Below are 25,572 nucleotides of genomic sequence, written 5' to 3' on the forward strand. Positions count from 1 at the left end.
CCCAAAGGTGTTTATGCATAGAAAGAAAGCGCCCGACAGGCGCTGAGGCTTACCGCGTCTTGCGGTTCAAAAGCGGCTTCTGTGCATAAATCTCCTTCTGTCGACGCCGAGTAGATATTGGCTTCTGCCAATGACCGCAAGGCCGATGCCGGGCCGTCCAAGTGGCCTGCAGTGTTTTTCCATTTGAAGCATCGGTTTGAACTGGGCGGAAGTGTTGAGAAACACGTGCGGGTTCCATACCCTTGGTCGGACATGACGCACCAGGAAACACAAAACAAACCGCCCAAGGATGTTGCCCTGTGGTGGCGGGCTATTACCCATGTGGCGAGATTGAACGATGAAAAGCATCTGGGCTTGATTGCCGCTGGTGTTGCTTTTTATGCCATCCTTGCGGTGTTTCCGGGAATTGCCGCAACTATCGCTCTTTGGGGGATCATTGGCGATCCAGCCCTTGCGCTGGAGCAGATCGAGGAGTTCCGGCCCCTGATCCCGTCTGATGTCTATGGTCTGCTCACGGGGCAGTTGACGACCTTGGCGACGACGGATGGTTTGACGCTTGGATGGGCGTCACTCCTGTCTTTTGGCTTTGCATTGTGGTCGGCGCGGGCGGGCGTTGCTGCTTTGATGCAAGGGCTGAACGCAATCTATGATGCGCCGAACCGGTCAGGTTTGTCGCATTATTTGCGTGCATTTCTGTTGACGCTCAGCCTGATTGGGGTCGTGCTGACCGCCATGGCATGCATCGTTGTGGTGCCAGTCATTCTGGCCTTTTTACCGCTGGGGCCTTGGGCGAACCTTGGGGTTGAGCTGTTGCGCTGGGGTGTTGGCATCGGCGTGCTGCTGGTGGGTTTTGCTGTGATCTACCGGCTGGGTCCGAACCTTGAAGGCAAACGACCGCGCCTGATTTCGCCCGGGGTTGTTTTTGCTGTCATTTGCTGGATTGCTGCGTCCAGCGGGTTTTCTGTCTATTTGCAGAACTTCGGTCGCTACAACGAGATCTACGGCTCGATCGGCGCGGTGATTGTCATGCTCATGTGGCTCTTCATCAGTGCCTATTTGGTGCTGCTAGGGGGCGCGTTGAATGCAGAACTGGCCCGCGCGCGCCGGGCCAAGCTGGCTATCCCAGAGCCATCAGCCACATCCACGCCGTCAGGATCGTAAGAGCGGTTGCCACAAGCACCGAGGTTGCCGCCACACGCTTGGCCCGTCCGTACATGTTGGCAAAGATGTAGCCATTGACGCCGGGGGCCATGGCCGCTGTCAGCACGGCAGCCTTGTAGGCGTCGGTTGGCACAGACAATGCGCTGCCGAGCGTAAATGTGATGGCCGGGTGGAGGATCAGGGAGATGGCGCAGACCATCGCAATGACCCGTGCGTCACCTTCCGGTTTGTACTGGATCAGCACACCGCCGAGGGCAAAGAGCGCGGTGGGCAGGGCGGCCCGGATCACGAGGTCGAGCCCGTCGCTGAGCACGCCGGGCAGGGTGATCCCGCTGAGGTTCACGACAAAGCCTGCCATGATCGCCAGCACCAGCACGTTGCGGAACATGGCGCGGGCCACGCCGCGCGCCATCACAAGCGGGCTTTGGCCCCGGTTGCGCGCAATCTCCATCGCGGTGATGCCCAGCCCGTAGCAAAAGGGCGAATGGAAGGCGATGATCGCATAGGCTCCGGCCAGTGCGTCAGCGCCGTAGGCCCGTTCGTTGATGGCGAGCCCCAAAAGGACCGAGTTGGAGAAGAGGCAGCAGAAGCCGATGGCGATGCTGTCTTCGATGTCGCGCTTGAACAGGTAGTAGGCCCCCAACGTGCCCAGAACGAAGCCGCTGGCCGCACCTGTGTAGAAGCTGCCCAGCAGGCGGATGTCGAGGCTGCTCGACAGGTCGAGATTGGCGATGGCCGAAAAGAGCAGGCAAGGGATGGCGAAGTTCTGGCTGAACTTCATCAGCGCGTCGATGCCCTGTGCGGTGAAAAAACCGCGCCAGACGGCAACGTAACCGAACCCGATCACGAGGAAGACGGGCAGGATGACGTCAAGAAGCGCTTGCATGATCTGGCCTTTGCGGCGGTGTCAGAGGGCGGGAGCCTCCGGCGGGGATTTTTTTGGAACAGAGAAGGTCAGGACACGGGGCGCGTTACCGTCAGCCCGTCATAGGCGGGTTCGATGTGGTCTGCGGTTTCTGCGAGGACCGTGTCGTAATCGAGGTCAATATGCATGTTTGTGAGAATGGCGCGGCGTGGTTTGACCCGCTCGATCCACTGGAGCGTGTTTTCGAGGTGGCTGTGGGTCGGGTGCGGGTCGCGGCGCAGCGCGTCGACGATCCATGTGTCGAGGTTGGCCAAGTGGTCCCACGCGGCATCGGGGATTTTGGCAACGTCAGGCAGGTAGGCCACATCGCCGATGCGGAAGCCAAGCGCGTCGATGCTGCCGTGGTTGACTTCGAACGGCGTGAAAATGATCGGCCCGCCGGGGCCGTCAATCACCGTGTCGCCGTTGATCGTGTTGAGTTCGAGGATCGGGGGATAGGGCGAGCCTTTGGGTTGCACGAAGGCGTAGCCGAAGCGGCTGATCAGGTCGTGTTGCGTGTCGCCATCTGCCCAGACCTGTAGCCGTTCGCGCATGTTGAAGACGATCATGCGCAGGTCATCGATCCCATGCACATGGTCGGCATGGGCGTGGGTGTAGATCACGCCGTCGAGCCTGCCGGTGTTGGTGTTCAGCAGTTGGTTGCGTAGGTCCGGAGATGTGTCGACAAGAACCGTTGTGGTGCCCGCATCGCTTTTGCGTTCCACCAGAAGCGAACAGCGCTGGCGGCGATTTTTCGGGTTTTCGGGGTCGCAGGCGCCCCAGTGACCGCCCAGCCTGGGCACGCCGCCGGAGGAGCCGCAGCCCAGGATCGTGAAGGTTAGCGTGTCGCTCATGCGGGCACTGTGTAGGCCGCCGCCTTGGAGAACAAGCGGTCAAAATTCTTTTGTGTTTGCGCGGCGAAGTCGGCGTAGTCGAGGTCCATGGTTTCCGCCCCCTTGCGCGCCGTGTGTGCCGTGTAGGCGGGTTCGTTGCGCTTGCCGCGGTGGGGCGGTGGGGCGAGGTAGGGCGCGTCTGTTTCCACCAGGATGCGATCCATGGGCGCGTCGGCAAAGACGTCCCGCAGTTCTTGCGATTTGGGGAAGGCCGTGATGCCGGACATGCTGAGGTAAAAGCCGAGATCGAGAGCCGCGCGGGCCAGTGCCTTGGACGACGAAAAGCAGTGCATGACGCAGGTATAGGCACCCTGTTTATACTCTTCGCCCAGAATGCGGGCCATGTCGTCATCGGCGGCGCGGGCGTGGATGATCAGGGGCAGGCCTGTTTGCCGGGCAGCGTCGATGTGGATGCGCAGGGATGTTTTTTGGATGTCGGCCGACTCGGACGTGTAGTGATAATCTAGGCCGGTTTCACCGATGCCGACGAATTTCGGATGGTTTGCCAATGCGATCAGTTGGTCTGTTGTTGCCAGAGGTTCATCCGCCGCGCTCATCGGGTGGGTGCCAGCGGCGTAGAAGATCGGTGCATATGCTTCGGCGATGGCGCGCACCTGCGGTTCGAGCCGCAGCTTGGTGCAGATCGTGACCATGCGGGTGACGCCCGCTTGGGCTGCGTTCTGGATGATGTCGGGCAGCTGACCTTCGAAATCTGGGAAGTCAAGGTGGCAGTGGCTGTCGGTGATTTCTGGCGTCATCGGGAGGGGGCCGTCTCGGTAAGCTTGAACAGCGTATCTAGGACGAGGGCGGCAGGGTCAAGGTTGACCGCCCGACCGTGGCGCGCCCGGGCAAGCGCCTGCTGTGCGGTGTCGGCCCAGGCGCGTGCCTGTGCGGCGTTTGGGGCGAGCCGGGTGAGGATCGCCGCCTCGTCCAGGGCTGCTTCGACATCCGGTGGATGGCCCAATGCCCCGGTGCGGGCGAGGCGGCCAAGAGCCACGTCGATGAGCGTGTAGAGAAGGTCGAGTTTTTCTTCTGCTCCGCGGCCTGCTGCCGCTTCGGCAAGAGCCAGTGCGCGGGCGCGGTCGAGATTTGGGAACGTGCCGAGCAGGTGGATGACCTCGCGATAGAGTTTGAGCCCGTCGAGCAGGGACAGGCGCAGAGCATCGCCGACCGATCCGGCGCTAAGCTCGGCCAGTGACGCAGCATCTGGGCCGGGATCAATGCCTGCTTGGGCCATGGCCTGTTCCATCTGGGTGGAACTGAGCGTGCCGAGCCGGAGTGTACGGCAGCGCGACCGGATGGTCGGCAGAAGGCGGCTGGGCTGGTGACAGATCAGAAGGAGCGTGGTGCGAGGGGGCGGCTCTTCGAGCATCTTCAAGAGCGCGTTGGCCGCGTTCACGTTCATGTCGTCGGCTGCATCGATGATGACCACCCGGCGCCCGCCATCGGTCGCCGACAGCTGGAAGAAGGCGCCCAGGGCGCGGATGTCGTCGATGGTGATCTGGTCGCGCAGCCGCTTGGTTTTTTCGTTCTCGGTGCGGTGGACAGATTTGAGGCCCGGATCGGCCCCTGCTGCGATCCGGTGCGCGACCGGGTGGTCTGGTGAGACGTCCAGTGATGTGGGCACCGGTGCACCGAACATGTCGTCGGGATCGGGGTCAGGTGTGGCCAGCAGGAAGCGTGCGATGCGCCAAGCCAGCGTGGCCTTACCCACGCCACGCGGGCCCGTCAGCAGCCAGGCGTGGTGCAGGCGGCTTGTGTTGAACGCATCGAGGAACGCTTGTTGCGCGGCGTCTTGGCCGATCAGCGTTTCCGTTTCACGTGGATGTGGTGCGCCGGGAACGCGGGTGGGGTCTTGGGTCTCGTCGGCCATGAGGTTGCTCTAGCACCAGAGCGGGGAGGGGGGCCAGCCCCCTGGCGCATCCGCGCCGCCCCCCGTGGTAATTTCAGTCAGAAGAAGACAGATGCGCCGTGACAACCGCTTGTACTTCGGCGGCCACGTCGTTGATTGCGCGTCCGCCGTCAATGATGCGGAACCGGTTGGCGAACTCTGTGGCGAGGGCAAGGAAGCCCGCACGCATCTTTTCCTGAAGGTCGGTGCCGAAATCCTCGAACCGCTCTTCGGTGCCCTGACGGCCCTTGGCGCGGGCAAGGCCTTGGCCCGGGTCCATGTCGATCAGGATTGTCAGGTCGGGTTCGCGGCCAATCATCAGGTCGTGCAAGGTGTCCACTTTTGACCTCAGATCCCCGCGGCTCAGGCCCTGATACATGCGGGTGCTGTCGGCAAAGCGGTCGCAGATGACGATCTGGCCCGAGTCGATGGCGGGCTGGATCAGTCGCTCCATGTGATCCCGGCGGGCGGCGGTGAACAGCAAAAGTTCGGTTTCGGCCGACCAGCGGTCTGGATCCCCTTGCAGGACAAGCGCGCGGATTTCCTCGGCCCCCGCACTGCCGCCGGGTTCGCGTGTCAGAATGACATCGTAGCCTTGGTCGCGCATGTGATCTGCCAGCATCCGCGCTTGGGTGGACTTGCCGGAACCATCAATGCCTTCGAAGGTGATAAAGTGCCCTTTGGACGTCACACGTCACCTTCGGTTGCACGGCCTGCATTTATCCGATCAATCAATGACAGAGCTGCCGTGGACAATTTGGCAAGGAAGCCGCCATGGGGAACATCAGTTTCTGCCACAAGAGGAATGCGTACTTCGGGCAAACCATCGGGTTGAATGACCAACTCGGCCAACTCTGCCCCTTCGGCAATGGGCGCTTGGATTGGGCCGGTGTAAACCACCTCTGCATCTACGGTCTTACCGGCAAGAACGGGCACCAGGATGGTCACGTCTTCTTGCGGGACAAGTCCCACTTCGGGTTCTGCACCCTCCCAGACACGTGCTGTCGCGACGCGTGACCCACTTTCGACCACTGTGCGCTCAGCAAACTGGCGAAACGCCCAGTTCACGATCGCCTCGGATTCTTGGGCCCGTCCTGCGGTTGTATCGAGGCCAGAAATTACGAAAACGACGCGGCGGTCCCCCTGCTTGGCTGAGCCTGTCAGGCCATAGCCTGCTTCTTGCGTGTGGCCCGTTTTCAAGCCGTCCGCTCCGATGCCGAGCGTGAGCAGAGGGTTCCGGTTGTACCGGTTCGAGCTCTCCTCTTCGTCGAAAAGGAACTCTGTTTCCGAGAACATTGGGTAGTATTCAGGGTAGTCCGTGATCAGGCGTTGAGCCAGGAGGCCCAAGTCACGCATGGACATACGATGCCCAGCTGCAGGCCAGCCGCTGGAGTTGGCGAAGGTGGAATTTGTCATCCCCATCTCTTGTGCCCGGCGCGTCATCAGGCGGGCAAACCCTGCTTCGGTGCCGTCGGGGCTAAGCGCCTCGGCGATCACGACACAGGCGTCATTGCCCGACAGCACGATGATGCCGCGGATCAAATCCTCGACCGTGACGCGTTCGCCCTGTTTCAGAAATAGGGTCGATCCGCCAAAACTGTTGGCATGGGCTGACACAACCAGCTCATCCGTCATCGCCAGCTGTCCGCGTTCAATTGCCTCGAACGCCATATAAAGCGTCATGAGCTTGGACATGGATGCTGGCGGCAGCGGATCATCCGCGTTTTTGTTCAGCAGTACCGTGCCGGTCGTGTGATCGATCACATAGGCGGCCGAGGCGCGCGTTTCGAACGCGGTGGTGGGCAGCGCAGTGGTTGCGATCAACAGGGCGGCGGCAGCAATAGGGCGGATCACGGGGGTATGCTCCTGATCAATTGGTGACGGCGTATGCGTCCGTGAATCCTTCATCCTTGATCTTGGTCAGCAACTGGCTGCGTTCCGAAGACGTGCCGGCTGGGCCGACCACAACGCGCCAGAACGACTTGCCGTCGCGTTCAAAGGTTTTCACGGTTGGAATAACCCCTGCATTGCGCATTTGCGCGGCTGTCCGCTCGGCGTTGGCTTGAACCGAGAAGATGCCGATTTGGATGAAGGGTTTGCTCAGTTTCGAAGCCGAAGGCCGCGTGGTGGCAGCCGCAGGGATTGCGGTGGGTTTCGGGGCCGGCTGTATGCCCTGCGCGGCAGCGGATGTCGCAGATGGGGTGGGCTGGGCAGGTGCGTCAAGCACTGCAGCGGCGCTTTCGATTGGATCAAGTGTTGTTTCTGTGATTTCGGTCGGCGCTGCCACGGTGGCGTCGGTTTCAGTCAACTCGGGCTCTGCAGCCACTTCTTCCTTGCGCAACGCTGTCACGTTCAGTTGGGAGGGGGCACCAGCGAGCATACTGAGCGCTTCCGCGGCATCCGAGCTGATCTGCAGGCGTGGGCCCGGAATATCACGTTCGCGGCGGAACAAGGCGCCAACAACGAACTTGTCGTTTTCAGTGTTGCGAATGATGACGCGCTCCGGCTCAGTCACGTCAGGGTGCGCGACCCAGACGCCGCCCAGCGACGGGCGTCCATCCCAAAGGCCTGCCTCGGTGGCAGAGAACACTTCAGGTGCTTCGACGTCCCGTTCGATCGTCTTGATCGACTTGGCGTCCGGTGCGTTGCCCTCGACCGAGGTGTTGGAGCGTTTGAATGCATCCATCGCCACGAACTGACCGTTTTCGTTGCAACCGGCCAACAGGCCGACAGCGAAGAAAAGGGCAGTGCTGCTGCGAAGTGTGAAACGGGAAATCTGTCTGCTCATGGACCGAGTCCTTGCCTGCTGTTGCCTGTATGCCCGTTTTCGGGCTGTCGTTGGTGCCGCGTCCGGCACAAGGATTTGCCCCGCTGCAGCAGGGTTCTAGAGGAACAATAGACTGATCAGGCCAATCTGAAAAGCGTGTGATTCGTTTGTCGGCGATTTTTCCCTTTCATGTGGGGGTTTGCCGAATCACGCTTGCCCGCATAAAGCGGGTTCACCGGAGGTTTGGCAGAGTGGTCGAATGCGGCGGTCTTGAAAACCGTTGGGCGTGAGAGCGTCCCGTGGGTTCGAATCCCACAGCCTCCGCCACACCTGCTGTCCACTGCTTGTTGTTTTGCTTCGATTTACCGTTTTGCGTGTCTTGGGGGCGCTTTGGTCCGTGAGTATGAACGTCTGCTCCGAGCCAAATCTAACCCATTATGCACCCCGAGCAAATGTCGCTTCGGATACGTCAACCTCGCCTTGGCGCCGGTCATGGTGTGCGCATTTTGGGTGGGTAGTGAGGTGCCCACGCGAAAATAGAAGGAGCGCCATTCCGTAAGATGGCGCTCCAAACGCGCTGGTCTGAGGTTGGTCAAAAAGGCGGCCCCTGGTAAAAAGGCGGCGGGCGTTCAACCTCTGAAGAAAGGCCAACGTCCTTCTTGAGATAGTCCGGTAGCTCAACACGTCCGCGCGGAACAGAACGCGCTTTGTCGGGGCGACGTGCCAAAACGGCGGCAAGCCGCAGCAACAGCCCATGCGACCGGCTGAGTGGGATATAAAGGGATAAGCTTGGCATTGTTCTCTCCGTGATGATGGAAAGCCGCCGCATGAGGAAAAACACAAAAAAGGCCGCTCATGAGGCGGCCTTCAGATCGGAAACCTGTCAGACCGCGTTAACGGGCAACTGCGCCTGATGCGCGAAGCATTGGGGTCTGACAATTGATCATATCTGATCGCTCCTGAAACAGGGTTTCCATGCTCGCAATCTACTAACCAGATAGATATCACTCAACAACTTATGCGCGTATCGGTCGATTTCTGCCGGATCGTGAATTCAGGCCAATGCCACGGCTGATGCAGCGTGCGTTCCGACGTCGGCTTCGAGCCCATTGCGACCGATGCTGCGCCCCACCTGAACTGTAGCGATCCATCCGAAGCGGAAAATGACACCAAAAGAGATTTGAACAAAGATGGCTACTCTCGGTTCATCGAGATGCTGAGGAAGCAGGCCGTATCGCCCAGATCTGAATCCACGGCACAATGGGCGAAGAGTCTAGTACAAAGCTTCTGCTTAGATCCTACGCTACACTTTTCATGCGGTTCAGATAACCAATCATTGGGGAGTGCCTCCTCCAAGTTCAATTTTCGCCCAAGGACTAGACGACGGAGTGACGTCAGCTAGCTTTCAGTGTACGTAGGCATGGAAATGCAACTCATTCAAAAAATAAGTTTATGGGCTACTTTTGCTTAGTGATCACATGCGGGTACAAAAATAGTGAAGCCACCAGTTTATCTTCCCCAACCACTTGACCGGAGTGTCGCCGCTGTCAGTGTCGGAACTAAAACAAATAATCTTACTGATTTCTTTGATGTGGATTTTTCAGCCACCTTTGGTGAAAATAGAATACGAGTACCGCTTCACGAAGGAGGCTATCTTGATTTGCAGTGCAAGATCAACCAATCGTTAATCCAATTCCATTGGGTAAACTGCAGCCTGGAAAGTATAATGAGTTTCGATGAAGCAAATGGTGCATTCGAAACACGAAAAGTTTATCAAAAGAAAACTACTGAGACACAGGCTGCAGGGAGTGGCAGGGGTGAAGGTAACACGCCCGGTATTCTCCCAAAATGGATTACTCTCACTGGATCGTTTTCAGCAAAAAAAGATAAGTCTAGAACCCATACAATTGAGGGTTCGAGGGAAGATAGGCAAGTCTATCCTGTCGGAAACGATGCGGTATTCATCAGTCCCAACTCGGATGAAACACCTCTACGTGGGCCGGTGGTTTCGAACACAACTTTTGGTCGGTTTAGGCCAAACACTGCCTTGGATTCATGCCTTGTTGCTGCCGAAATACTTGTTACCGAAGACTGGGTAGATTATTTGGATCCTAAACCTGTTGATCTGCGGCCAGATTTACACGCTCGGTGGAGTCGCAATCGAAGCCACCGGAGCAATAGATCGGTGAACTTTCAACGTGATGCGTTTAGGCTGTTGCTCTCGCACCTAGTTAATAAGGGTTTACAGCGAGACCCAGACTCTCCATACGCGACTTTTGCAATGGATGCATTACTATTGCTGCCAACAGATATTGACGGAGAGTTGGGTATGTCGGTAGCTCATTTGGAAACGTCACGTGAAAAAGACACAAAGCCAATCTCCTTTAAGAAACTCTTGGAAGTTACGCAGCAAAGTCCAAGGAATACTATTGAGGCTTTACGCAGTGAGGGAGTTCCCGACGAACGTGTTCTTGGGCTGACACAAAAATACGAACTTTCGCCTGAGGGTCTTGGCGCCGACTGGAAATATATAGATAGTGATGGAGACGAGCTTGCAGAAGCACCTGAAGGATTTGGCATAGCAGCTAAAGTCTTGCATATGTGGAAAATCTATTTACCTGACGGTTCGATGCTTGACATTGCTGGCCGCCTTGCAGGAATCCAAAACGGTGTCATTGTCGCCTATTCTGCAAGCGGCAACCGCGCGACAGTATTAAAGATCTATAAAAACCATGCGCTTACCAAACATGGACATCTACAATCCCAAAAAGAACTTAAGGAAGAAATCTACGAACTCACAGAGTTTCTTTTCGCTAGCAGGGATGAAAAAATCTTGCCGTTTTCAGTATGGGTACAGTCAATTGAGGCTTTCTACCTAGGCCCGAAACCATTTTTTCCTGAGCTCCTTGACATGGATCGTCAGGCTATTCAAAGATTGTGTCAAGAACACAAGCTTGAAGTAATCCAATCAAGAGATGGCGACGAACTCTTGGTTTCTAGGCTGGTTCCCAAAGGGGCTTCTGTTTCTTCGCACGAGCTCAAAGAAGCTGCTTACCAATTGTTACAGGGCGGAAAAGAGTCTTTGCCTTACACGAATATGGCGCAGGATCTATCACGTTCGTTGGGTTTCGTTGCGGGATCGAAAAGAGAAATTGGTGTTGCAGGTAGTTGGCGCACACTGTTTGAGTCTGATGACAGGTTCGAGACAGATCAACATGGAATTAGGTTGAAAAGCTAGTTTAGCATTTTTTTGCGTGAACCAGCTGAGGACCACACTGATCGCGCTCGATGGGTTTTAGTGTTCCAGGCGAATTTCTCCTGGTGGCATATGAGCGGTAGACTATTTCAATAGCCGCGAAAGGCTATAGTCCAACGTTGCGGATTTTCATTGCGGGCACGAAATGCGCAAAGCAGACTTAAGGTCGAAGAAATTGAACGGCAGCTTTGTCCGCATTGCCATCGAACAGGATGAGGTACGATAGACCGCACCTCATACCGCTATGGACATCGCCGCGTGCCTGCACATTATCAGGCAGCGGAGGTAAGCGATGATCCACGATGACGAACACCACGGGGCACAGCTCGATTTTAAGGGCGACATGTCTTACGGCGATTATCTTGGGCTGGATGCGCTGCTGACTGCACAACATCCTTTGTCGGATGCCCATGACGAGATGCTGTTCATCATTCAGCATCAGACATCCGAGCTTTGGATGCGGCTGGCCATCCACGAGTTGAACTCGGCCCGTGATGCCATTGCGTGCGGCGATATGGCCCCGGCTTTCAAGATGCTGACGCGCGTGGCGCGCATCTTTGATCAGCTGAATGGCGCATGGGATGTACTGCGGACCATGACGCCCAGCGAGTACACCACCTTTCGCCCCAGCCTAGGCAATTCGTCAGGGTTTCAATCGCACCAGTATCGGCTGATCGAATATGTTCTGGGCAACCGGCAGCTCGCCGTATCCAAAGTGCATGAACACCGGCCTGAGGCATTTGCGACCCTCTCCGAAGAGTTGGAGCAGGCCAGCTTGTACCAGGTGGCCCTCGCCCGATTGGGTGACCATTTTGAAGTGGCTGACTTGGCGGGCGCGCTGCACACGGGACCATGGACGGCACAGGATCACGTACAGGATTTGTGGCAACGGGTTTACGAAGATCCCGCAACACATTGGGAACTCTATGAATTGGCGGAAAAACTGGTTGATCTCGAGGATTATTTCCGCCGCTGGCGCTTCAACCACGTGACGACTGTTGAACGCATCATAGGTTTCAAGCGTGGGACTGGAGGAACAGCCGGGGTCAGCTATTTGCGCAAGATGCTGGACGTCGTTTTGTTTCCAGAGCTTTGGAACGTGAGAGGAGCCCTGTAGATGGTTTTGAGAAAAGAGTTTTTCGATCTGCCCGAGGGTGTCATCTATCTGGATGGAAATTCGCTGGGTCCGTTGCCCAAGGGGGCCAAGGCGCGCGTGGCCGAAATGATGCAGGACGAATGGGGCGCGCAGCTTATCAAGGGCTGGAACAGTGCCGGTTGGATGGCGCAGCCGAGCCGTGTGGGCGATATGGTGGGTCGGTTGATCGGTGCATCTGCAGGTACGGTCGTGATGGGTGACACGCTATCCATCAAGGTTTATCAGGCGCTGGCCGCGGCATTGAAGATGCGGCCGGACCGAAAGGTAATATTAAGCGATTCCGGGAACTTCCCGACTGACCTTTATATGGCACAGGGCCTGATCCAGATGCTGGATGGCGGGTACGAGCTGCGCGTGGTTGAGCCTGAGGCCGTTGTGGACGCCATTGATGACAGCGTAGCGGCTGTGATGTTGACGCAGGTCGATTATCGGACCGGACGGGTGCATGATATGGAGGCGATCACCGAACTGGCGCACAGTTCGGGGGCGGTGATGATCTGGGATCTGGCCCACAGCGCGGGCGCGTTGCCCGTTGATCTGGCCGCTTGCTCTTGCGAGTTCGCTGTGGGTTGTACTTACAAATACCTGAATGGTGGGCCGGGTGCGCCCGCCTTTATCTATGTGCGACCTGATCTGGCGGACAATGTCGATCCGGCGCTGGCTGGGTGGTTGGGACATGAGGCACCTTTTGCCTTTGATCCCGACTATCGCCCGGCGCCGGGGATCGAACGGATGCGGGTGGGCACACCGCCTGTGATCCAACTGACGGCGCTGGAGGCGGCGCTGGAGGTTTGGGAAGGCGTTGATATGCAGGATGTGCGTGCAGCATCAGTGGCTTTGCAGGAGGTGTTCATACGCGAGGTTGAGGCGTGCGTACCCGAGTTGACCCTTGCCAGCCCGCGCGAGGCAGCGCGGCGTGGTAGCCAGGTGTCGTTCCGTTTTGAAAACGGCTATGCGGCGATGCAATCCCTGATTGCGCGGGGCGTGATCGGGGACTTCCGTGCGCCCGATATCATGCGCTTTGGCTTTACGCCCCTTTACCTGGATGAGGCAGATGTTTTGGCGGCCGTGGGTCACATCGAAACCGTCATGCGTGATCGTTTGTGGGACGATCCAGCCTTTATGGCCCGCCAAAGGGTGACCTAGGGCTTGACAGAACGGGGGCGGATAAGCGCCTGATAGATACGAAAGACGGGCCGCAAGAGCCCGGCAGACAAGGGAGAGACTTCAATGACATTCAAACAGCTTCTGGCTGCGACCTGCGTCGCGGCCCTGGGCGCAGGCGCGCAAGCCGATGGGGTAAAGGTGGGGATGATCACCACGCTTTCCGGTGGCGGAGCGGGCCTTGGAATCGATGTGCGCGATGGGTTCATGCTGGCCGTAAAGGGCAATGACGACATCGAACTGGTGATCGAGGATGATCAGCGCAAGCCTGACATCGCCGTGCAACTGGCTGACAAGATGATCCAGTCCGAAAAGGTCGACGTGATGACCGGTATTATCTGGTCGAACCTCGCCATGGCGGTGGTGCCTGCGGCGACAGCACAGGGCAAATTCTACCTGTCACCCAATGCGGGCCCATCGGCGCTGGCAGGTAAGGGATGCCATCAGAACTACTTCAATGTCAGCTGGCAGAATGATGCATTCTCCGAAGCGGCGGGCACGGCGCTGAGCGGTGAGGCGGGCAAGGTGTTCTTGATGGCGCCAAACTACCCGGCGGGTCAGGACATCATGGCGGGCTTCAAGCGCACCTTCCAAGGCGAGATCGCAGCCGAGGTTTACACCAAATTGGGCCAGACCGATTATGCCGCCGAGATTGCGCAAATGCGCGCAAGCGATGCCGACCAAATCTACTTCTTCCTGCCGGGTGGCATGGGGATTTCGTTCATGAAGCAATACGCAGGCTCGGGCGTAGACAAGCCTGTGTCCGGTCCGGCCTTCAGCTTTGATCAGGGTATTCTGGGGGCCATTGGTGACGCAGCAGTTGGAGCCAAGAACACCGCGCACTGGTCCAAGGATCTGGATGTGCCGGGCAATGCTGAATTTGTTGCTGCATTCGAGGCTGAGTATGGGCGTCTGCCGTCCATCTATGCGGCGCAAGGGTTTGACACTGGATTGCTGCTCGCATCGGCTGCGGCCAAGGCGGATGTGGCGGATGCCGATGCATTCCGTGCTGCGCTGAAAGCGGCGGACTTCCAATCGGTGCGTGGCAAGTTCTCGTTTGGGTCAAACAATCACCCCGTGCAGGACATCTACATGCGCGAAGTGATCAAGGAGGGTGATCTGGTCACCAACCGGATCGTCGGCACGGCGGCGACGGATCACAGCGATCCTTATGCGGCGGATTGCAACCTTTGATGTGATAGGCCCCGGCGGGTCCGGGGTCATCTCTTCCATAAAAATGAGAGGCTTGCGGGGCAAAAGTGATCTCGCAAGGCAGGGCGGATGACGACGCTGCTGTTGATCGAGCAGGTGCTGAACGGGCTGCAATCGGGGATCATGCTGTTCCTGATGGCGGCTGGTTTGACGCTGATCTTCGGCGTCATGGGCCTGATCAATCTGGCGCATGGCTCGCTTTACATGATCGGGGCATTTGCGGCAGCTGCGGTTGCCGGGGCCACCGGGTCTTTTGTTCTGGCTTTGTGCGCAAGCCTGATTACGGCTGCTGCGGCGGGGGCCATAATTGAAGTCGGAGTGATCCGACGCCTCTATGATCGGGATCATCTGGATCAAGTGCTGGCGACCTTCGCGCTGATCCTGATCCTGTCGGAAGGGACGCGTTGGGCGTTCGGGTCCTTTCCGCTTTATCTGGATGTACCAGCGGCGTTGGCGGGGCCGGTGACGCTGCCGGGCGGCATTCGGTACCCAGCCTATAGATTGCTGATCATTGGTGTTGGCTTGATCATCGCGGCTGGGCTGTTTCTGCTGATTGCCCGCACGCGCATCGGCATCCAGATCCGCGCGGGTGAGAGTGATCGTGAGATGATTGCGGCACTTGGTGTAGACATATCAAAGCTGTACACGCTGATCTTCGCATTGGGCGCCGCGCTTGCAGGGTTGGCTGGAGCCTTGGTTGGGGCCATTCAGTCCGTGCAGGTCGGCATGGGTGAACCGGTTCTGATCCTTGCCTTCGTTGTGATTGTGATCGGAGGGATCGGGTCCATCAAGGGTGCGCTGGTTGGGGCCCTTCTGGTGGGTTTGACCGACACGCTGGGCGGTGTTCTGCTGCCACTTGCCCTGAGCGGAGTGATGGATGCGTCTGCCGCGACCTCGGTTGGGTCCGCGCTGGCGTCCATGTCGATCTACATCCTGATGGCGGTGGTTCTGATCTTTCGCCCGACAGGCCTTTACGGGACGGCATGATGCAGCGCGAGACGGTTCTGAATACCCTTGTCTTTCTAGCGTTGCCTGCAGTCGCCGCAATCGCGCTTGTGCTGGACGAGCCGTTTACGATCACCCTTGCGACAAGGGCGGCAATCCTTGCCCTCGCTGCTGTTGGACTGAACCTCGCCCTTGGTCTGGGTGGATTGGTCAGCCTTGGGCATGCAGTGTTCTTTGGGCTGGGCGGATATGCCATGGGCATATTGGCGAGCCATGCGCAAAGCTATGCGCCGCTGGACCTTGGTCTGTTCGTGATCGAGGGTACCAAGTCCATGCCGGTGATCTGGCTGACAGCAGTCGTTGTGAGTGCGCTCGCGGCATTGCTGATCGGTCTGCTGGCCCTGCGCACGGCGGGTGTTTACTTCATCATGATCACGCTCGCCTTTGGGCAGATGTTTTACTACTTCACCATTTCCTGGCCTGCCTATGGCGGCGAGGACGGGTTGAGCATCTATGTGCGCAACAGCTTTCCCGGCCTCAACACGCTTGATCCAATCCAGTTCTTTGGTCTCGTGTTCGCTGTTCTGGCCATTGTGCTGTTCATCATGGGGCGGATCGAGCGGTCGGCCTTTGGCCTTGCCCTTGGAACTGCCCGACAGAATGCAGCGCGGGTGGAGACCGTGGGTCTCAGCCCGTTTCACCTGCGCCTCGTGGCTTTTGTCATCTCGGGTGCAGTGACGGGGCTGGCGGGGGCACTGTTTGCTGACCTCAACCGTTTTGTGTCGCCGACCATGTTCAGCTGGCAGATGTCGGGCGAGTTCATCGTTTTCATTGTTCTGGGCGGTATTGGCCGGTTGTTCGGGCCGGTGGTGGGGGCCTGTCTGTTCGTGTTGCTGGAGCATCTGCTGAGCGGGGTCAGTGAGTTCTGGTTGATCTATCTCGGCGCCATCCTGCTTTTTGTGGTGCTCTTTGCGCGGGGCGGTGTCATCGGAGCCTTGGTTGGGCGCGGAGGTCACCATGGCTGATCCGTTGCTGGAAATTCAGGCGGTGTCCAAGTCATTTGGGGCCTTGCGTGCGACAGACGATGTATCCCTGACCCTGTTGCCGGGAGAGATTCATGCTCTGATTGGGCCCAATGGCGCGGGCAAATCAACTTTGATCCAGCAAGTGGCGGGGGCGCTGGTGCCGGATACGGGCCGTATCCTCTTTGACGGGCGTGATGTAACGGCCCTCGGGACAGCAGAGCGTGCCCAGGCAGGTCTTGGCCGTACTTTTCAGATCAGCGCGCTCGCCATGGAGAATTCGGTGTTGCAGAACGCTGTTCTGGGTGCTGTTGGCGCGTCGCGCCGCGTGTGGCGTTTTGCACGATCAGTGATGCGGGACAGCGACGTGCGCAGCCATGCCGAGGCGGCTTTGAACCGTGTTGGGTTGTCTGACGTGGCGAACATGCGTGTCGGGGAATTGAGCCATGGGCAGCGCCGTTTGCTTGAAGTTGCAGTCGCGCTGACGCTGCGCCCCAAGGTGTTTCTGATGGATGAACCGATGGCGGGGCTGGGGGCCGAAGGGTCTGCCCGGATGACTGGGTTTCTGGATGGCTTGCGCAGCGAAGCGCCCATTTTGCTGGTTGAGCATGATATGGATGCCGTCTTTGCCCTCGCCGATCGCATTTCGGTTCTTGTGTCGGGCAGGGTGATCGCAACGGGCACACCCGCTGATATCCGCAGCAATGCCGAAGTGCGCACGGCTTATCTGGGTGAAGAGGGCTTATCATGACCCTTCTGAGCCTGGATAGCATCGAAGCGGCCTATGGTGCAGCGCAGGCTCTGTTTGGGGTTGATTTGTCTGTGGAGGAGGGCGAGGTGCTGGCCCTTATGGGCCGCAATGGCATGGGCAAGTCCACGACGATCCGTGTGATTTGTCGCTTGATGAAACACTCCGCAGGGGCGGTGCAGTTTAATGGGCAGGACATGGCCCGCGTTCCGTCGCATTTGGCCGCCCGTGCGGGGCTGGGACTGGTGCCCGAAGGGCGGCGCGTCTTTGCCCGGTTGACGGTGCGGGAAAATCTGATCGCTGCTGCCCGTCCTGGGCCGTGGGACTTGCGCAAGGTGACGTGCCTGTTCCCGCGGCTGGCGGAACGGTCGGGCCAGCTGGCGGGTCATCTTTCGGGCGGCGAGCAACAGATGCTGGCCATCGGGCGCGCCCTGATGACCAATCCCCGTTTGATGCTTCTGGACGAAGCCACCGAAGGTTTGGCCCCGGTTGTGCGGCAAGAGATTTGGATCGCCCTTGATGCTGTGCGCCGCGACAGCGGGCTTTCACTGCTGGTTGTCGACAAATCTTTGGCCGAACTGGGGCGTGTCGCAGATCGTGCTGTGATCCTGGAGCGTGGCCGCTCGGTTTGGAGCGGGCCGATGGCGGATGTGTCCGGCGATATTGCAAACACGTATCTTGGTGTTTGAACCGGGCATCGCGGATGCCCCGGTCCGGCTAGATGAGCCCCTCCACCGTATGCACGCCGCGCAGCCCTGCCAAAAGGGTCGGGATCTTGTCTTTGAATCGAAAAAAACCATGTGTCGCATTGGGCCACGCAGCACTGTCATAGGTACGCCGCAGCCTGTAAAGCGGCGGGGTATCCTTGGTTGCTGCAAAGCGCGCCAAGACATCCGCCGCGGGTCCGACTGGTGCATAGGCGGCCACAACCTGTTCCAATCCGGCCTCTTTCGCCCATGAGGCGATTGCCTCTGCTGTCGGCGCGGGCTGCGAAATGATACCGAGGTGTGGACGGAAACGGTCTGCTGCATCCTGTGTTGCGACTGTCGCAAAGTCCATCACATGGCTTGATACCGTCAAAGGGGAAAGGCCGGACCGTGTTGTTATGATCGCAGTGGCCGTTGGGGTGATGCCACGATCCAGAATGAAGCCTGGGCTCAGATCGTCATCGTGTAGGATCAGACCGGTTCTGGTCGCTTCGCTCGGCAGATCAAGGTCCGTCAGCGGAACCGGATCGGGTTTCGGTGGCCCGGACAGAGCAGAGGCATCTCCTGCCAGTTGCCATTTCGGGGCAAAGCGGCCTTCGGTATATTTTGAGACGTTCGATGTGCGGGCCAGATAGGTTTTCCCCGGCGTTTGAATGCCTGCCACCCAGCGCCAACTGAGCGTGTTCGAAGCGGGGTCTCCGTCCAGCAGATGCCGAAGGAAGAAGTCAGCGCCAAGTTCCCATGGCAAACGCAGGGTGAATATCCAGATCGAGGCAAACCACATGCGCGCGTGGTTGTGCATATATCCTGTTTCGACAAGTTCTTGTGCCCACGCATTAAAGCAGTCGATGTCCGTTTCGCCTTTGCAGGCCGCCTCCCATCTGTCGCGCAATCCGGATTGTGTCTGAACGTCATCAAGCGCCGCCTTGAGGGCCGTTTTGTATTGGCCCCAAACCGCCGGGCACATTTCCAGCCACCCTTTCCAATAGGTGCGCCAGTACACCTCTTGAATGAATTTTGCGGCCGATTTTTGGCTGTGGCGCACCAGCGTTGCTTCCAGAACCTCGGCTTCGGTCAAAAGGCGCGCACGGATATAGGGAGACAACGTAGACACGCCGCTGTGTCCGTCGCGGCCAAGATCATAGTTTCGGCGCGCGGCATAGTCCCGCCCTGCGCAAGGAACAAACCTGTTCAAGCGCTCAAGTGCTGCGATGCGGGTCGGGGGAAATCGTGTCAGGGCTTCGGTCATGGAGGCCCAGCTAGGTGACGATGTGACCGCTTCAAGCGTCCGCGTGCCCTTGCAGCCCCCGAAAGCCGATACTAAGACTCGGGTAACTTCTCTGCGGGTATGGTCTCGCGGAAGTCTGACGAGGCAGAATATTATGCGCGATCCCATCGACCAATACGCAAACTTCACGAACAACTTGGTGCCCATGGTGGTTGAACAAACCAGCCGGGGCGAGCGGGCCTATGACATCTTTTCGCGCCTCCTGAAGGAGCGGATCGTGTTCATCAACGGCCCGATCCACAGCGGGATGAGCCACCTTATCGTGGCCCAGCTTTTGCACCTTGAAGCGGAAAACCCGTCCAAGGAAATCAGCATGTACATCAACTCGCCCGGTGGCGAGGTCACGGCCGGTTTCTCGATCTACGACACGATGCAGTACATCAAACCCAAGGTGTCGACATTGATCTGCGGCATGGCGGCGTCCATGGGGTCAGCCATTGCCATCGGCGGTGAGCCTGGCATGCGTTTTGCGCTGCCAAATTCGGAAGTCATGGTGCACCAACCGTCGGGCGGGTCTCAGGGTATGGCGGCTGACATCCTGATCTCGGCGCGCCATATCGAACGCACGCGCGAGCGTATGTACCAGATGTATATGAAGCATTCCGGCCAGGACTATGAAACGGTTCAAAAGGCGCTGGACCGCGATACATGGATGACCCCGGAAGAAGCCAAGGATTGGGGGCATATCGACGAGATCGTCGAAGAGCGCAGCAAGTCTGGCGACGATGATTGATTGATCAAGTGATCGCGCACCTCACAAGGTGCGTGATCTGACCGCGAGGTCAGGTAAAAAGACGATTGTGGACCCCGCGGGCCTGTCCTAAGCTGACGGTCAACGCGGGGCGCGCCGGAGATTTCCGGCACCTGGATTGGCGGCATCTGCCGGGAAGGACGCGACATGGCCACGAACTCGGGCGGCGACAGCAAGAATACCCTCTACTGCAGCTTCTGCGGGAAGAGCCAGCATGAGGTCCGCAAGCTGATTGCGGGACCAACAGTTTTCATCTGTGATGAATGTGTCGAGTTGTGCATGGACATCATTCGGGAAGAGACGAAGGCGTCGGGCCTGAAATCCACCGATGGCGTGCCGACACCCAAGGACATTTGCGAAGTTCTGGACGACTACGTGATCGGTCAGGCCATGGCCAAGCGCGTGTTGTCGGTGGCCGTGCACAACCACTACAAGCGCCTGAACCACGCCCAGAAGGGCGGGGATATCGAACTGGCGAAATCCAACATCCTGCTGATCGGTCCCACTGGCTGCGGTAAGACACTATTGGCCCAGACACTGGCGCGCATTCTGGACGTGCCGTTCACGATGGCGGACGCAACCACGCTGACCGAGGCTGGATATGTGGGTGAGGATGTCGAAAACATCATCCTCAAACTGCTTCAAGCATCTGAATACAATGTCGAACGCGCACAGCGCGGCATCGTCTATATCGACGAGGTCGACAAGATCACGCGCAAGTCCGAAAATCCGTCGATCACCCGTGACGTGTCGGGTGAGGGCGTTCAGCAGGCTCTGCTGAAACTTATGGAAGGTACTGTTGCCTCTGTTCCGCCACAGGGCGGGCGCAAGCACCCACAGCAGGAATTCCTGCAGGTCGACACCACGAACATCCTGTTCATCTGCGGCGGCGCCTTCGCGGGCCTCGACAAGATCATCGCTCAACGCGGTAAGGGCTCGGCCATGGGCTTTGGCGCTGATGTTCGTGACAATGACGAACGCGGCGTGGGCGAGATTTTCACCGATCTCGAACCTGAAGACTTGCTGAAATTTGGTCTGATCCCTGAATTTGTTGGCCGCTTGCCAGTTTTGGCGACCCTCGAAGATCTGGATGAAGACGCTCTTGTCACTATCCTGACCCAGCCCAAGAACGCTTTGGTCAAGCAGTACCAACGCCTTTTCGAGTTGGAGGATACCACGCTGACCTTCACCGAAGACGCTCTGAGTGCGATCGCCAAACGCGCCATTGAACGCAAGACCGGCGCGCGGGGTCTGAGGTCGATCCTCGAAGACATCCTGCTGGACACCATGTTCGAACTGCCAGGCCTCGAATCCGTGACAGAAGTTGTCGTGAACGAGGAAGCGGTGACATCTGACGCTGCACCACTCATGATCCATGCCGAGGCGGAAAAGGAACCGGCCTCCGCAAGTTGATGTTGCCATAACGGTGCAAAAGTAAGGCGGGTTTCAAACCCGCCTTTTTTTGGTGACCATTGTTCTGTGGCACCAGACCAGAACCGTAAGGCGCACTTGCATGTGCGCCATCAAGTGGGAGAAAAATGGAAATTTCGCGTATTCATTCCGGTGGAGCGTTTGAGCCCAAGGTCGGCTATTGCCGCGCCGTTGTCGCTGGTGGCTGGATCCACGTGGCGGGGACCGTGGGGCAAGGCGATACCGTGACCGAGCAGTGCCAGAGTGCGCTGGACACGATACACGCCGCTTTGACCGAGGCTGGCGCAGATTGGAAAGATGTCGTGCGCGTCACTTACATGCTACCGGATCGGCACGAATTCGAGCCGTGCTGGCCCATTTTGAAAGACACTTTCGGTGCGCACCCTCCGGCGGCAACAATGATCGAATGCGGTTTGATCGATCCAAAATACAGGATCGAAATCGAAGTCACCGCTTTCGCGCCAAAACAGGGCTAGGCCGCCTTCTTGAAACGCTTCTTCAAAACGGCTTGAACGTCATCAGGGTCCAGCTCCTTCCAGGGTTTCCCTGGTGAAATTAACCCGGCCTCGACAAGGGAGGCTTGGATTTTTGCCATTTCAGGTTCTCCCATAGCCATACGTCCGCGCGATGTGTCGGGATGATCCCACACGGATTTGAGGTGAGAGATGACAAACGGCGCGGTGCCTGTGAAGGATTCAATGTGCCGGGTGATCATTGTCGTTGCTTTTGATTTGCGGCGCGCAATCATGGCCACACGTTGGTCGGCAATACCGCAAAACGCCATCAGGTGCAGGGCTGAACCCTCGCAGGCAATCACGTGTTTCGCGGCCTTGTAGCGGGCGATCTGAGCAGGGATCGGATGCTGCTGTGGGTGGAAAATCTCGTACCCTTGGGCGCTCAGGTGCTGTTCGATCTGCTCTTCGCCAAGCAAACCACCGCGTTCCAGGGACAGTTTTGACCGCGAGATATACAGTCTTTCTCCACCATCTGCTGTGATGTCTTTGGCAAAGTTGTTTTCGCGATACTGTCGGAAGGACGCAGTCCCTGCGATGATCGCGCCCAAGCCAAAGCCCTGGCCGGGGACAATCAACTGCTCCACGCTATGCGGCGTGTCGATCACTTTGATCGGCACGTTGACCCCCAAGACGTCGAACATGTCGCGCTGGAACGATTTCAGTGACAGGGGGACACCGGTGCGTCTTGGGGTGAACAATATCCCGTCGATATCGCCCTGAACGGTATCCAGCGCCCATAAGCGACCAAGAGATTCAGCGATGAAATGCGCGAAGTTTCGGTACAACACACCGCCCCAGATCCAGCGCCCTTTCAACGGCTCAGTTGTTTCGTTCAGAGGACCGAATGGCAAAGTGGTGCGGCCCCGATTTCGCCAATGCGCGGCCATGGGGACATCATGGCCTTGGGCAGTTTGCACACCGGACAAGCTGATGAAACCATTTGTCTCGCTTGGTTTCACGATGGCGTTTTCGCATGTCTGCATCCGCTCAGACCAGCCCCCGGTCGGGTCCGGCCAACTGGCATCCGGGTGTGACCAGATTTCATCTCGTGTACAGGTCCAGACAAAGCGCGTGGACAGCTCATCATTCTTTGTAAAGTTTGCCTTGCGAAGGATCGCTTTGCATTCGCGTGTACCGGCTTTGCCATATGCGTCAGGGTGGAATTCCAACACAATGGCTCGAATACCGCGCAGGTTTGCATGGCGCAAAAGCTCGAGCTCGCCCCCTTCGATATCGATGATCAATACGTCGGGCCGAAAGCTGTTGATCACCTGGTCATAAGGCACGGTCTCGACATCGACAGGTGTCGTGCGGCGCCGTTCATTCTGGATCAGGGATGACCCAAGGAAAGACGTGCGCAAATGGAAGGTGACATGATCCGGCTGATCTTCGCCTGCTGTGACAACCTGGTGGCGCACTTCCATCACGTCCTCAAGCCCGTTCAGACGATGCAGCGTCTTGATATGTGGGATAAGGTTCGGGTTCGCTTCAAACGACAGAACGGCGTCGGGGTGTGCATTCTTGGCAATGACGGCACCGACCACGCCAAGGCCGGCACCCAGCTCAAGCACACGATCGCCAGGTTGGACAACGTCCAATGCGCCCTGAATCTCTTCACCCTCGTAACGCCCTTCATTCATGCGGCGTATGCGGGTTTCGTTCAGGAACGGGGATGCGGGGACATGCACCCCAAAACATGTGGCCGCGATCTCTGCGGATGGATCATTCGCGTCGATGCTGTCCTTCATGATGTGCCTCGGTTTATCATTTGTTAGGGTTTAACTACACGTCGGGGTAGTCACTGCCCACTAAAATTTGAGCGAGATTCCAGATGCTGTAGACCTGCGGCACGCGTGCCACTGGACCTCGGTGCACTATTGCGGCATAGACTTCTCCAAACGTCGGAGGCGAAGCATGGGCATTCTCAACACGCTGTTGCGCACGGTGACTTGGTGGAACGGCCAAACGCTCAACACGCAACTCTTTACCGCCCGCAAAGGTGTAAAGGTTGGTGAAGATAGTCAGGGTAACGTCTTCTACAAAACACGGGATGATGCTCGCCGCTGGGTTATCTACAACGGTGAAGCAGAAGCCAGCCGTGTGGATCCTGAGTGGCACGGATGGCTGCACCGCACATGGGATGAGCCGCCCACCGACAAGCCCTTGAAGCGGAAGGATTGGGAAAAGCCGCACCAGCCGAACCTGACGGGCACAGCGATGGCCTATGCCCCGGCAGGTTCCATCCGGCGTGCCCAACCGGCTGATCGGTCCGACTACGAAGCGTGGACGCCTGAATAGATGGCTGAGAACACGACCGAGGTTCTGGTTGGCGGCGTTGTCATGGCAGCAGCCATTGGATTTGCAGTCTATGGCGCGCAGGTTGCGGGCTTGGGTAGCGCCAATGGGACTGCGTACCCTCTGACCGCCAGTTTTCGTAGCCTTGAAGGGGTGAGCGTTGGCACGGATGTGCGGCTTGCAGGCGTCAAGGTGGGTACTGTGACAGACGTTGCCTTGAACCCCGAAACATACCGCGCCGACACGGTCGTGTCTGTGCGGTCCGATACCCAAATCCCCGATGACAGCGCCATTGTCATCAGTTCGGAAGGACTGTTAGGGGGCAACTTTGTGGAAATCATGCCAGGCGGTTCACCGTTCTACTTCGAAGCAGGGGACGAGATTACCGATACCCAAGGCTCTGTGAGCCTGATTTCCCTTCTGCTCAAGTTCGTCTCTGGGGGTGAAAGCGAATGATCCGGCGCGCCGCACAAGTTGCGGCGCTCGCGTTTGCGGTGCTGGGCACCGAGATCGCGGCGCAGGAACAAACGGAAACTGCAACGGGGGCAGTGCTGCGCGGATTGGACAAGTTCAGCGGTCAGGTTGTCGATATTCAGATGCAGGCAGGCCGGACGGTTCAGTTCGAACGGCTGAGCATCACTCTGACTGAATGCCGTTATCCTGCGGGTAACCCATCAGGCAACGCCTACGCTGGGGTACAGATTACCGAGGCTGGGCGCGACGGCGTTGTTTTTTCAGGGTGGATGATTGCGTCAGCTCCGGCGTTGAACGCTATGGAACATCCGCGTTACGACGTCTGGGTTATACGCTGCACAACGTCGTAGAGTGTTCCGACAGGAACGGAATTGAAATCAGCCGTATGTACATCAAGTGCCCGCTCCAGCCGCGCATGGTAGGTGTCTCGGGTGATCTCGACCGCGCCCAGACTGGCGAGATGTGTCGTCAGAAACTGAGTGTCGAACAGAACAAAACCTGTGCGGCGCAGGTGATCGACGGCAGCCGCAAGGGCCATCTTGGAGGCATTTGTACGGCGCGAAAACATGCTCTCCCCAAAGAAGGCACCCTTCAAGACAACGCCATACACGCCACCGACCAATTGTGAGCCTTCCCAGACCTCAATCGAGTGTGCCTGGTTGCGGTCATGCAAGGCTTTGTAAAGCTCTCTGATCTCTGGATTGATCCACGTGTCGATCCGGTCCGCACACCCATCGACGACGCCTTCGAAATCGTTATCAAGACGCAATATCCAGTCGCTGCGCCGCATCGCTCGGGCGAGCGAGCGTGACATGTGAAACCCGTCCAGCGGTAGAACTCCGCGCATCCGTGGATCAACCCAGAAGACTTCTGGATCGTCACGCGACTCTGCCATTGGAAAAATGCCAGAGGCATAACCTTGCAGCAGCAAATTGGGTGTCAGTCGAACATCGTCTTTCATGTGCGCTTCCGCCGGGAGTCAGGACAGATTA

Annotated in this window: 26 protein-coding genes and 1 tRNA gene; 16 read left to right on the plus strand and 11 right to left on the minus strand. The window is 58.0% G+C overall.

Annotated features, from left to right (window positions below; translation table 11 throughout):
* Window positions 1-117 precede the first annotated feature (117 nt).
* Window positions 118-1,161: a YihY/virulence factor BrkB family protein gene (locus IE087_RS12150; RefSeq protein WP_229801364.1), complete on the plus strand. Its 1,044-nt coding sequence runs from the start codon at window positions 118-120 to the stop codon at window positions 1,159-1,161.
* On the opposite strand, the gene IE087_RS12155 is transcribed toward IE087_RS12150, so the two are convergent.
* The 7 genes from IE087_RS12155 to IE087_RS12185 all read right to left on the minus strand — a co-directional run bounded on the left by IE087_RS12155 (window position 1,118) and on the right by IE087_RS12185 (window position 7,637).
* Entirely contained in the window at window positions 1,118-2,047 is a 930-nt protein-coding gene (locus tag IE087_RS12155) for an AEC family transporter (protein WP_189369616.1), read from the minus strand. The genes IE087_RS12150 and IE087_RS12155 overlap by 44 nt on opposite strands.
* A 68-nt stretch (window positions 2,048-2,115) precedes the next feature.
* Window positions 2,116-2,919, minus strand: a complete 804-nt coding sequence (locus IE087_RS12160) for an MBL fold metallo-hydrolase (RefSeq protein WP_189369617.1) — start codon at window positions 2,917-2,919, stop codon at window positions 2,116-2,118.
* Window positions 2,916-3,716, minus strand: coding sequence for a TatD family hydrolase (locus IE087_RS12165; RefSeq protein ID WP_189369618.1), 801 nt, complete (start codon window positions 3,714-3,716; stop codon window positions 2,916-2,918). Before IE087_RS12165 ends, IE087_RS12160 begins: the two co-directional genes overlap by 4 nt.
* Window positions 3,713-4,831 (minus strand): DNA polymerase III subunit delta', encoded by a 1,119-nt coding sequence (locus tag IE087_RS12170; RefSeq protein WP_189369619.1) that lies wholly within the window; start codon window positions 4,829-4,831, stop codon window positions 3,713-3,715. Before IE087_RS12170 ends, IE087_RS12165 begins: the two co-directional genes overlap by 4 nt.
* 73 nt (window positions 4,832-4,904) lie before the next feature.
* Complete coding sequence (tmk, locus tag IE087_RS12175) at window positions 4,905-5,540, minus strand: dTMP kinase (RefSeq protein WP_189369620.1); 636 nt, start codon at window positions 5,538-5,540, stop codon at window positions 4,905-4,907.
* On the minus strand, window positions 5,537-6,703 hold the full coding sequence (locus IE087_RS12180) for a D-alanyl-D-alanine carboxypeptidase family protein (protein WP_229801365.1): 1,167 nt from the start codon (window positions 6,701-6,703) through the stop codon (window positions 5,537-5,539). Before IE087_RS12180 ends, tmk begins: the two co-directional genes overlap by 4 nt.
* A 16-nt stretch (window positions 6,704-6,719) precedes the next feature.
* On the minus strand, window positions 6,720-7,637 hold the full coding sequence (locus tag IE087_RS12185) for an SPOR domain-containing protein (RefSeq protein WP_189369622.1): 918 nt from the start codon (window positions 7,635-7,637) through the stop codon (window positions 6,720-6,722).
* Window positions 7,638-7,853: 216 nt separating this feature from the next.
* On the opposite strand from IE087_RS12185, the gene IE087_RS12190 reads away from it, so the two are divergent.
* Window positions 7,854-7,943: transfer RNA gene (locus IE087_RS12190), tRNA-Ser, on the plus strand.
* A 265-nt stretch (window positions 7,944-8,208) separates the two neighbouring features.
* Here the strand turns inward: IE087_RS12190 and IE087_RS12195 are convergent.
* Complete coding sequence (locus IE087_RS12195) at window positions 8,209-8,412, minus strand: hypothetical protein (protein ID WP_189369623.1); 204 nt, start codon at window positions 8,410-8,412, stop codon at window positions 8,209-8,211.
* A gap of 699 nt (window positions 8,413-9,111) precedes the next feature.
* Between IE087_RS12195 and IE087_RS12200 the strand changes: the two genes are divergently transcribed.
* From IE087_RS12200 to IE087_RS12235, 8 genes are all read left to right on the plus strand, one after another.
* A complete protein-coding gene (locus IE087_RS12200; protein ID WP_189369624.1) occupies window positions 9,112-10,854 on the plus strand; it encodes a hypothetical protein in 1,743 nt (580 codons plus the stop codon).
* Between the two features lie 310 nt (window positions 10,855-11,164).
* Window positions 11,165-11,989, plus strand: coding sequence for a tryptophan 2,3-dioxygenase (locus IE087_RS12205; protein ID WP_189369625.1), 825 nt, complete (start codon window positions 11,165-11,167; stop codon window positions 11,987-11,989).
* Entirely contained in the window at window positions 11,990-13,174 is a 1,185-nt protein-coding gene (gene kynU / locus IE087_RS12210) for a kynureninase (protein ID WP_189369626.1), read from the plus strand.
* An 84-nt stretch (window positions 13,175-13,258) separates the two neighbouring features.
* Entirely contained in the window at window positions 13,259-14,386 is a 1,128-nt protein-coding gene (locus IE087_RS12215) for an ABC transporter substrate-binding protein (protein ID WP_189369627.1), read from the plus strand.
* A gap of 87 nt (window positions 14,387-14,473) precedes the next feature.
* Window positions 14,474-15,391 carry a branched-chain amino acid ABC transporter permease gene (locus IE087_RS12220; protein ID WP_189369628.1) on the plus strand — a complete coding sequence of 306 codons (918 nt, stop codon included), beginning with the start codon at window positions 14,474-14,476 and terminating at the stop codon, window positions 15,389-15,391.
* On the plus strand, window positions 15,391-16,374 hold the full coding sequence (locus IE087_RS12225; RefSeq protein ID WP_189369977.1) for a branched-chain amino acid ABC transporter permease: 984 nt from the start codon (window positions 15,391-15,393) through the stop codon (window positions 16,372-16,374). Before IE087_RS12220 ends, IE087_RS12225 begins: the two co-directional genes overlap by 1 nt.
* On the plus strand, window positions 16,367-17,122 hold the full coding sequence (locus IE087_RS12230; RefSeq protein ID WP_189369629.1) for an ABC transporter ATP-binding protein: 756 nt from the start codon (window positions 16,367-16,369) through the stop codon (window positions 17,120-17,122). The genes IE087_RS12225 and IE087_RS12230 overlap by 8 nt, the downstream gene beginning before the upstream one ends.
* On the plus strand, window positions 17,119-17,808 hold the full coding sequence (locus IE087_RS12235) for an ABC transporter ATP-binding protein (RefSeq protein ID WP_189369630.1): 690 nt from the start codon (window positions 17,119-17,121) through the stop codon (window positions 17,806-17,808). Before IE087_RS12230 ends, IE087_RS12235 begins: the two co-directional genes overlap by 4 nt.
* 28 nt (window positions 17,809-17,836) lie before the next feature.
* Here the strand turns inward: IE087_RS12235 and IE087_RS12240 are convergent, their stop codons facing one another.
* On the minus strand, window positions 17,837-19,075 hold the full coding sequence (locus IE087_RS12240) for an FAD-binding domain-containing protein (protein ID WP_189369631.1): 1,239 nt from the start codon (window positions 19,073-19,075) through the stop codon (window positions 17,837-17,839).
* Between the two features lie 133 nt (window positions 19,076-19,208).
* Between IE087_RS12240 and IE087_RS12245 the strand changes: the two genes are divergently transcribed.
* From IE087_RS12245 to IE087_RS12255, 3 genes are all read left to right on the plus strand, one after another.
* Entirely contained in the window at window positions 19,209-19,847 is a 639-nt protein-coding gene (locus tag IE087_RS12245; protein WP_189369632.1) for an ATP-dependent Clp protease proteolytic subunit, read from the plus strand.
* Window positions 19,848-20,012: 165 nt separating this feature from the next.
* Window positions 20,013-21,278 carry an ATP-dependent Clp protease ATP-binding subunit ClpX gene (gene clpX / locus IE087_RS12250; RefSeq protein WP_189369633.1) on the plus strand — a complete coding sequence of 422 codons (1,266 nt, stop codon included), beginning with the start codon at window positions 20,013-20,015 and terminating at the stop codon, window positions 21,276-21,278.
* 125 nt (window positions 21,279-21,403) lie between these two features.
* Window positions 21,404-21,772 (plus strand): RidA family protein, encoded by a 369-nt coding sequence (locus tag IE087_RS12255; RefSeq protein WP_189369634.1) that lies wholly within the window; start codon window positions 21,404-21,406, stop codon window positions 21,770-21,772.
* Here the strand turns inward: IE087_RS12255 and IE087_RS12260 are convergent.
* On the minus strand, window positions 21,769-23,559 hold the full coding sequence (locus IE087_RS12260) for an FkbM family methyltransferase (RefSeq protein WP_189369635.1): 1,791 nt from the start codon (window positions 23,557-23,559) through the stop codon (window positions 21,769-21,771). The two genes, IE087_RS12255 and IE087_RS12260, sit on opposite strands and share 4 nt — an antisense overlap.
* Window positions 23,560-23,725: 166 nt before the next feature.
* On the opposite strand from IE087_RS12260, the gene IE087_RS12265 reads away from it, so the two are divergent.
* Genes IE087_RS12265 through IE087_RS12275 form a run of 3 tightly spaced genes read left to right on the plus strand, consistent with a single transcriptional unit; the run spans window position 23,726 to window position 24,930 of the window.
* The gene (locus tag IE087_RS12265; protein ID WP_189369636.1) at window positions 23,726-24,109 is read left to right on the plus strand and encodes an NADH:ubiquinone oxidoreductase subunit NDUFA12; all 384 of its coding nucleotides are present in this window, start codon (window positions 23,726-23,728) and stop codon (window positions 24,107-24,109) included.
* Window positions 24,110-24,562 (plus strand): outer membrane lipid asymmetry maintenance protein MlaD, encoded by a 453-nt coding sequence (gene mlaD / locus IE087_RS12270; RefSeq protein WP_189369637.1) that lies wholly within the window; start codon window positions 24,110-24,112, stop codon window positions 24,560-24,562.
* Window positions 24,559-24,930: a DUF2155 domain-containing protein gene (locus IE087_RS12275; protein ID WP_189369638.1), complete on the plus strand. Its 372-nt coding sequence runs from the start codon at window positions 24,559-24,561 to the stop codon at window positions 24,928-24,930. The genes mlaD and IE087_RS12275 overlap by 4 nt, the downstream gene beginning before the upstream one ends.
* On the opposite strand, the gene aat is transcribed toward IE087_RS12275, so the two are convergent.
* Window positions 24,894-25,541: a leucyl/phenylalanyl-tRNA--protein transferase gene (gene aat, locus IE087_RS12280; RefSeq protein WP_189369639.1), complete on the minus strand. Its 648-nt coding sequence runs from the start codon at window positions 25,539-25,541 to the stop codon at window positions 24,894-24,896. The two genes, IE087_RS12275 and aat, sit on opposite strands and share 37 nt — an antisense overlap.
* Window positions 25,542-25,572 lie beyond the last annotated feature (31 nt).

It is taken from the genome of Tateyamaria omphalii (genome assembly GCF_014651375.1).
Lineage (GTDB): Bacteria > Pseudomonadota > Alphaproteobacteria > Rhodobacterales > Rhodobacteraceae > Tateyamaria > Tateyamaria omphalii.

Coding starts and splice junctions, on each gene's coding strand:
- IE087_RS12155 (WP_189369616.1), bottom strand. CDS start 2,047: ATGCAAGCGCTTCTTGACGTCATCCTGCCCGTCTTCCTCGTGATCGGG.
- IE087_RS12160 (WP_189369617.1), bottom strand. CDS start 2,919: ATGAGCGACACGCTAACCTTCACGATCCTGGGCTGCGGCTCCTCCGGC.
- IE087_RS12165 (WP_189369618.1), bottom strand. CDS start 3,716: ATGACGCCAGAAATCACCGACAGCCACTGCCACCTTGACTTCCCAGAT.
- IE087_RS12170 (WP_189369619.1), bottom strand. CDS start 4,831: ATGGCCGACGAGACCCAAGACCCCACCCGCGTTCCCGGCGCACCACAT.
- IE087_RS12185 (WP_189369622.1), bottom strand. CDS start 7,637: ATGAGCAGACAGATTTCCCGTTTCACACTTCGCAGCAGCACTGCCCTT.
- IE087_RS12195 (WP_189369623.1), bottom strand. CDS start 8,412: ATGCCAAGCTTATCCCTTTATATCCCACTCAGCCGGTCGCATGGGCTG.
- IE087_RS12205 (WP_189369625.1), top strand. CDS start 11,165: ATGATCCACGATGACGAACACCACGGGGCACAGCTCGATTTTAAGGGC.
- kynU (WP_189369626.1), top strand. CDS start 11,990: ATGGTTTTGAGAAAAGAGTTTTTCGATCTGCCCGAGGGTGTCATCTAT.
- IE087_RS12215 (WP_189369627.1), top strand. CDS start 13,259: ATGACATTCAAACAGCTTCTGGCTGCGACCTGCGTCGCGGCCCTGGGC.
- IE087_RS12220 (WP_189369628.1), top strand. CDS start 14,474: ATGACGACGCTGCTGTTGATCGAGCAGGTGCTGAACGGGCTGCAATCG.
- IE087_RS12225 (WP_189369977.1), top strand. CDS start 15,391: ATGCAGCGCGAGACGGTTCTGAATACCCTTGTCTTTCTAGCGTTGCCT.
- IE087_RS12230 (WP_189369629.1), top strand. CDS start 16,367: ATGGCTGATCCGTTGCTGGAAATTCAGGCGGTGTCCAAGTCATTTGGG.
- IE087_RS12235 (WP_189369630.1), top strand. CDS start 17,119: ATGACCCTTCTGAGCCTGGATAGCATCGAAGCGGCCTATGGTGCAGCG.
- IE087_RS12240 (WP_189369631.1), bottom strand. CDS start 19,075: ATGACCGAAGCCCTGACACGATTTCCCCCGACCCGCATCGCAGCACTT.
- IE087_RS12245 (WP_189369632.1), top strand. CDS start 19,209: ATGCGCGATCCCATCGACCAATACGCAAACTTCACGAACAACTTGGTG.
- clpX (WP_189369633.1), top strand. CDS start 20,013: ATGGCCACGAACTCGGGCGGCGACAGCAAGAATACCCTCTACTGCAGC.
- IE087_RS12255 (WP_189369634.1), top strand. CDS start 21,404: ATGGAAATTTCGCGTATTCATTCCGGTGGAGCGTTTGAGCCCAAGGTC.
- IE087_RS12260 (WP_189369635.1), bottom strand. CDS start 23,559: ATGAAGGACAGCATCGACGCGAATGATCCATCCGCAGAGATCGCGGCC.
- IE087_RS12265 (WP_189369636.1), top strand. CDS start 23,726: ATGGGCATTCTCAACACGCTGTTGCGCACGGTGACTTGGTGGAACGGC.
- mlaD (WP_189369637.1), top strand. CDS start 24,110: ATGGCTGAGAACACGACCGAGGTTCTGGTTGGCGGCGTTGTCATGGCA.
- IE087_RS12275 (WP_189369638.1), top strand. CDS start 24,559: ATGATCCGGCGCGCCGCACAAGTTGCGGCGCTCGCGTTTGCGGTGCTG.
- aat (WP_189369639.1), bottom strand. CDS start 25,541: ATGAAAGACGATGTTCGACTGACACCCAATTTGCTGCTGCAAGGTTAT.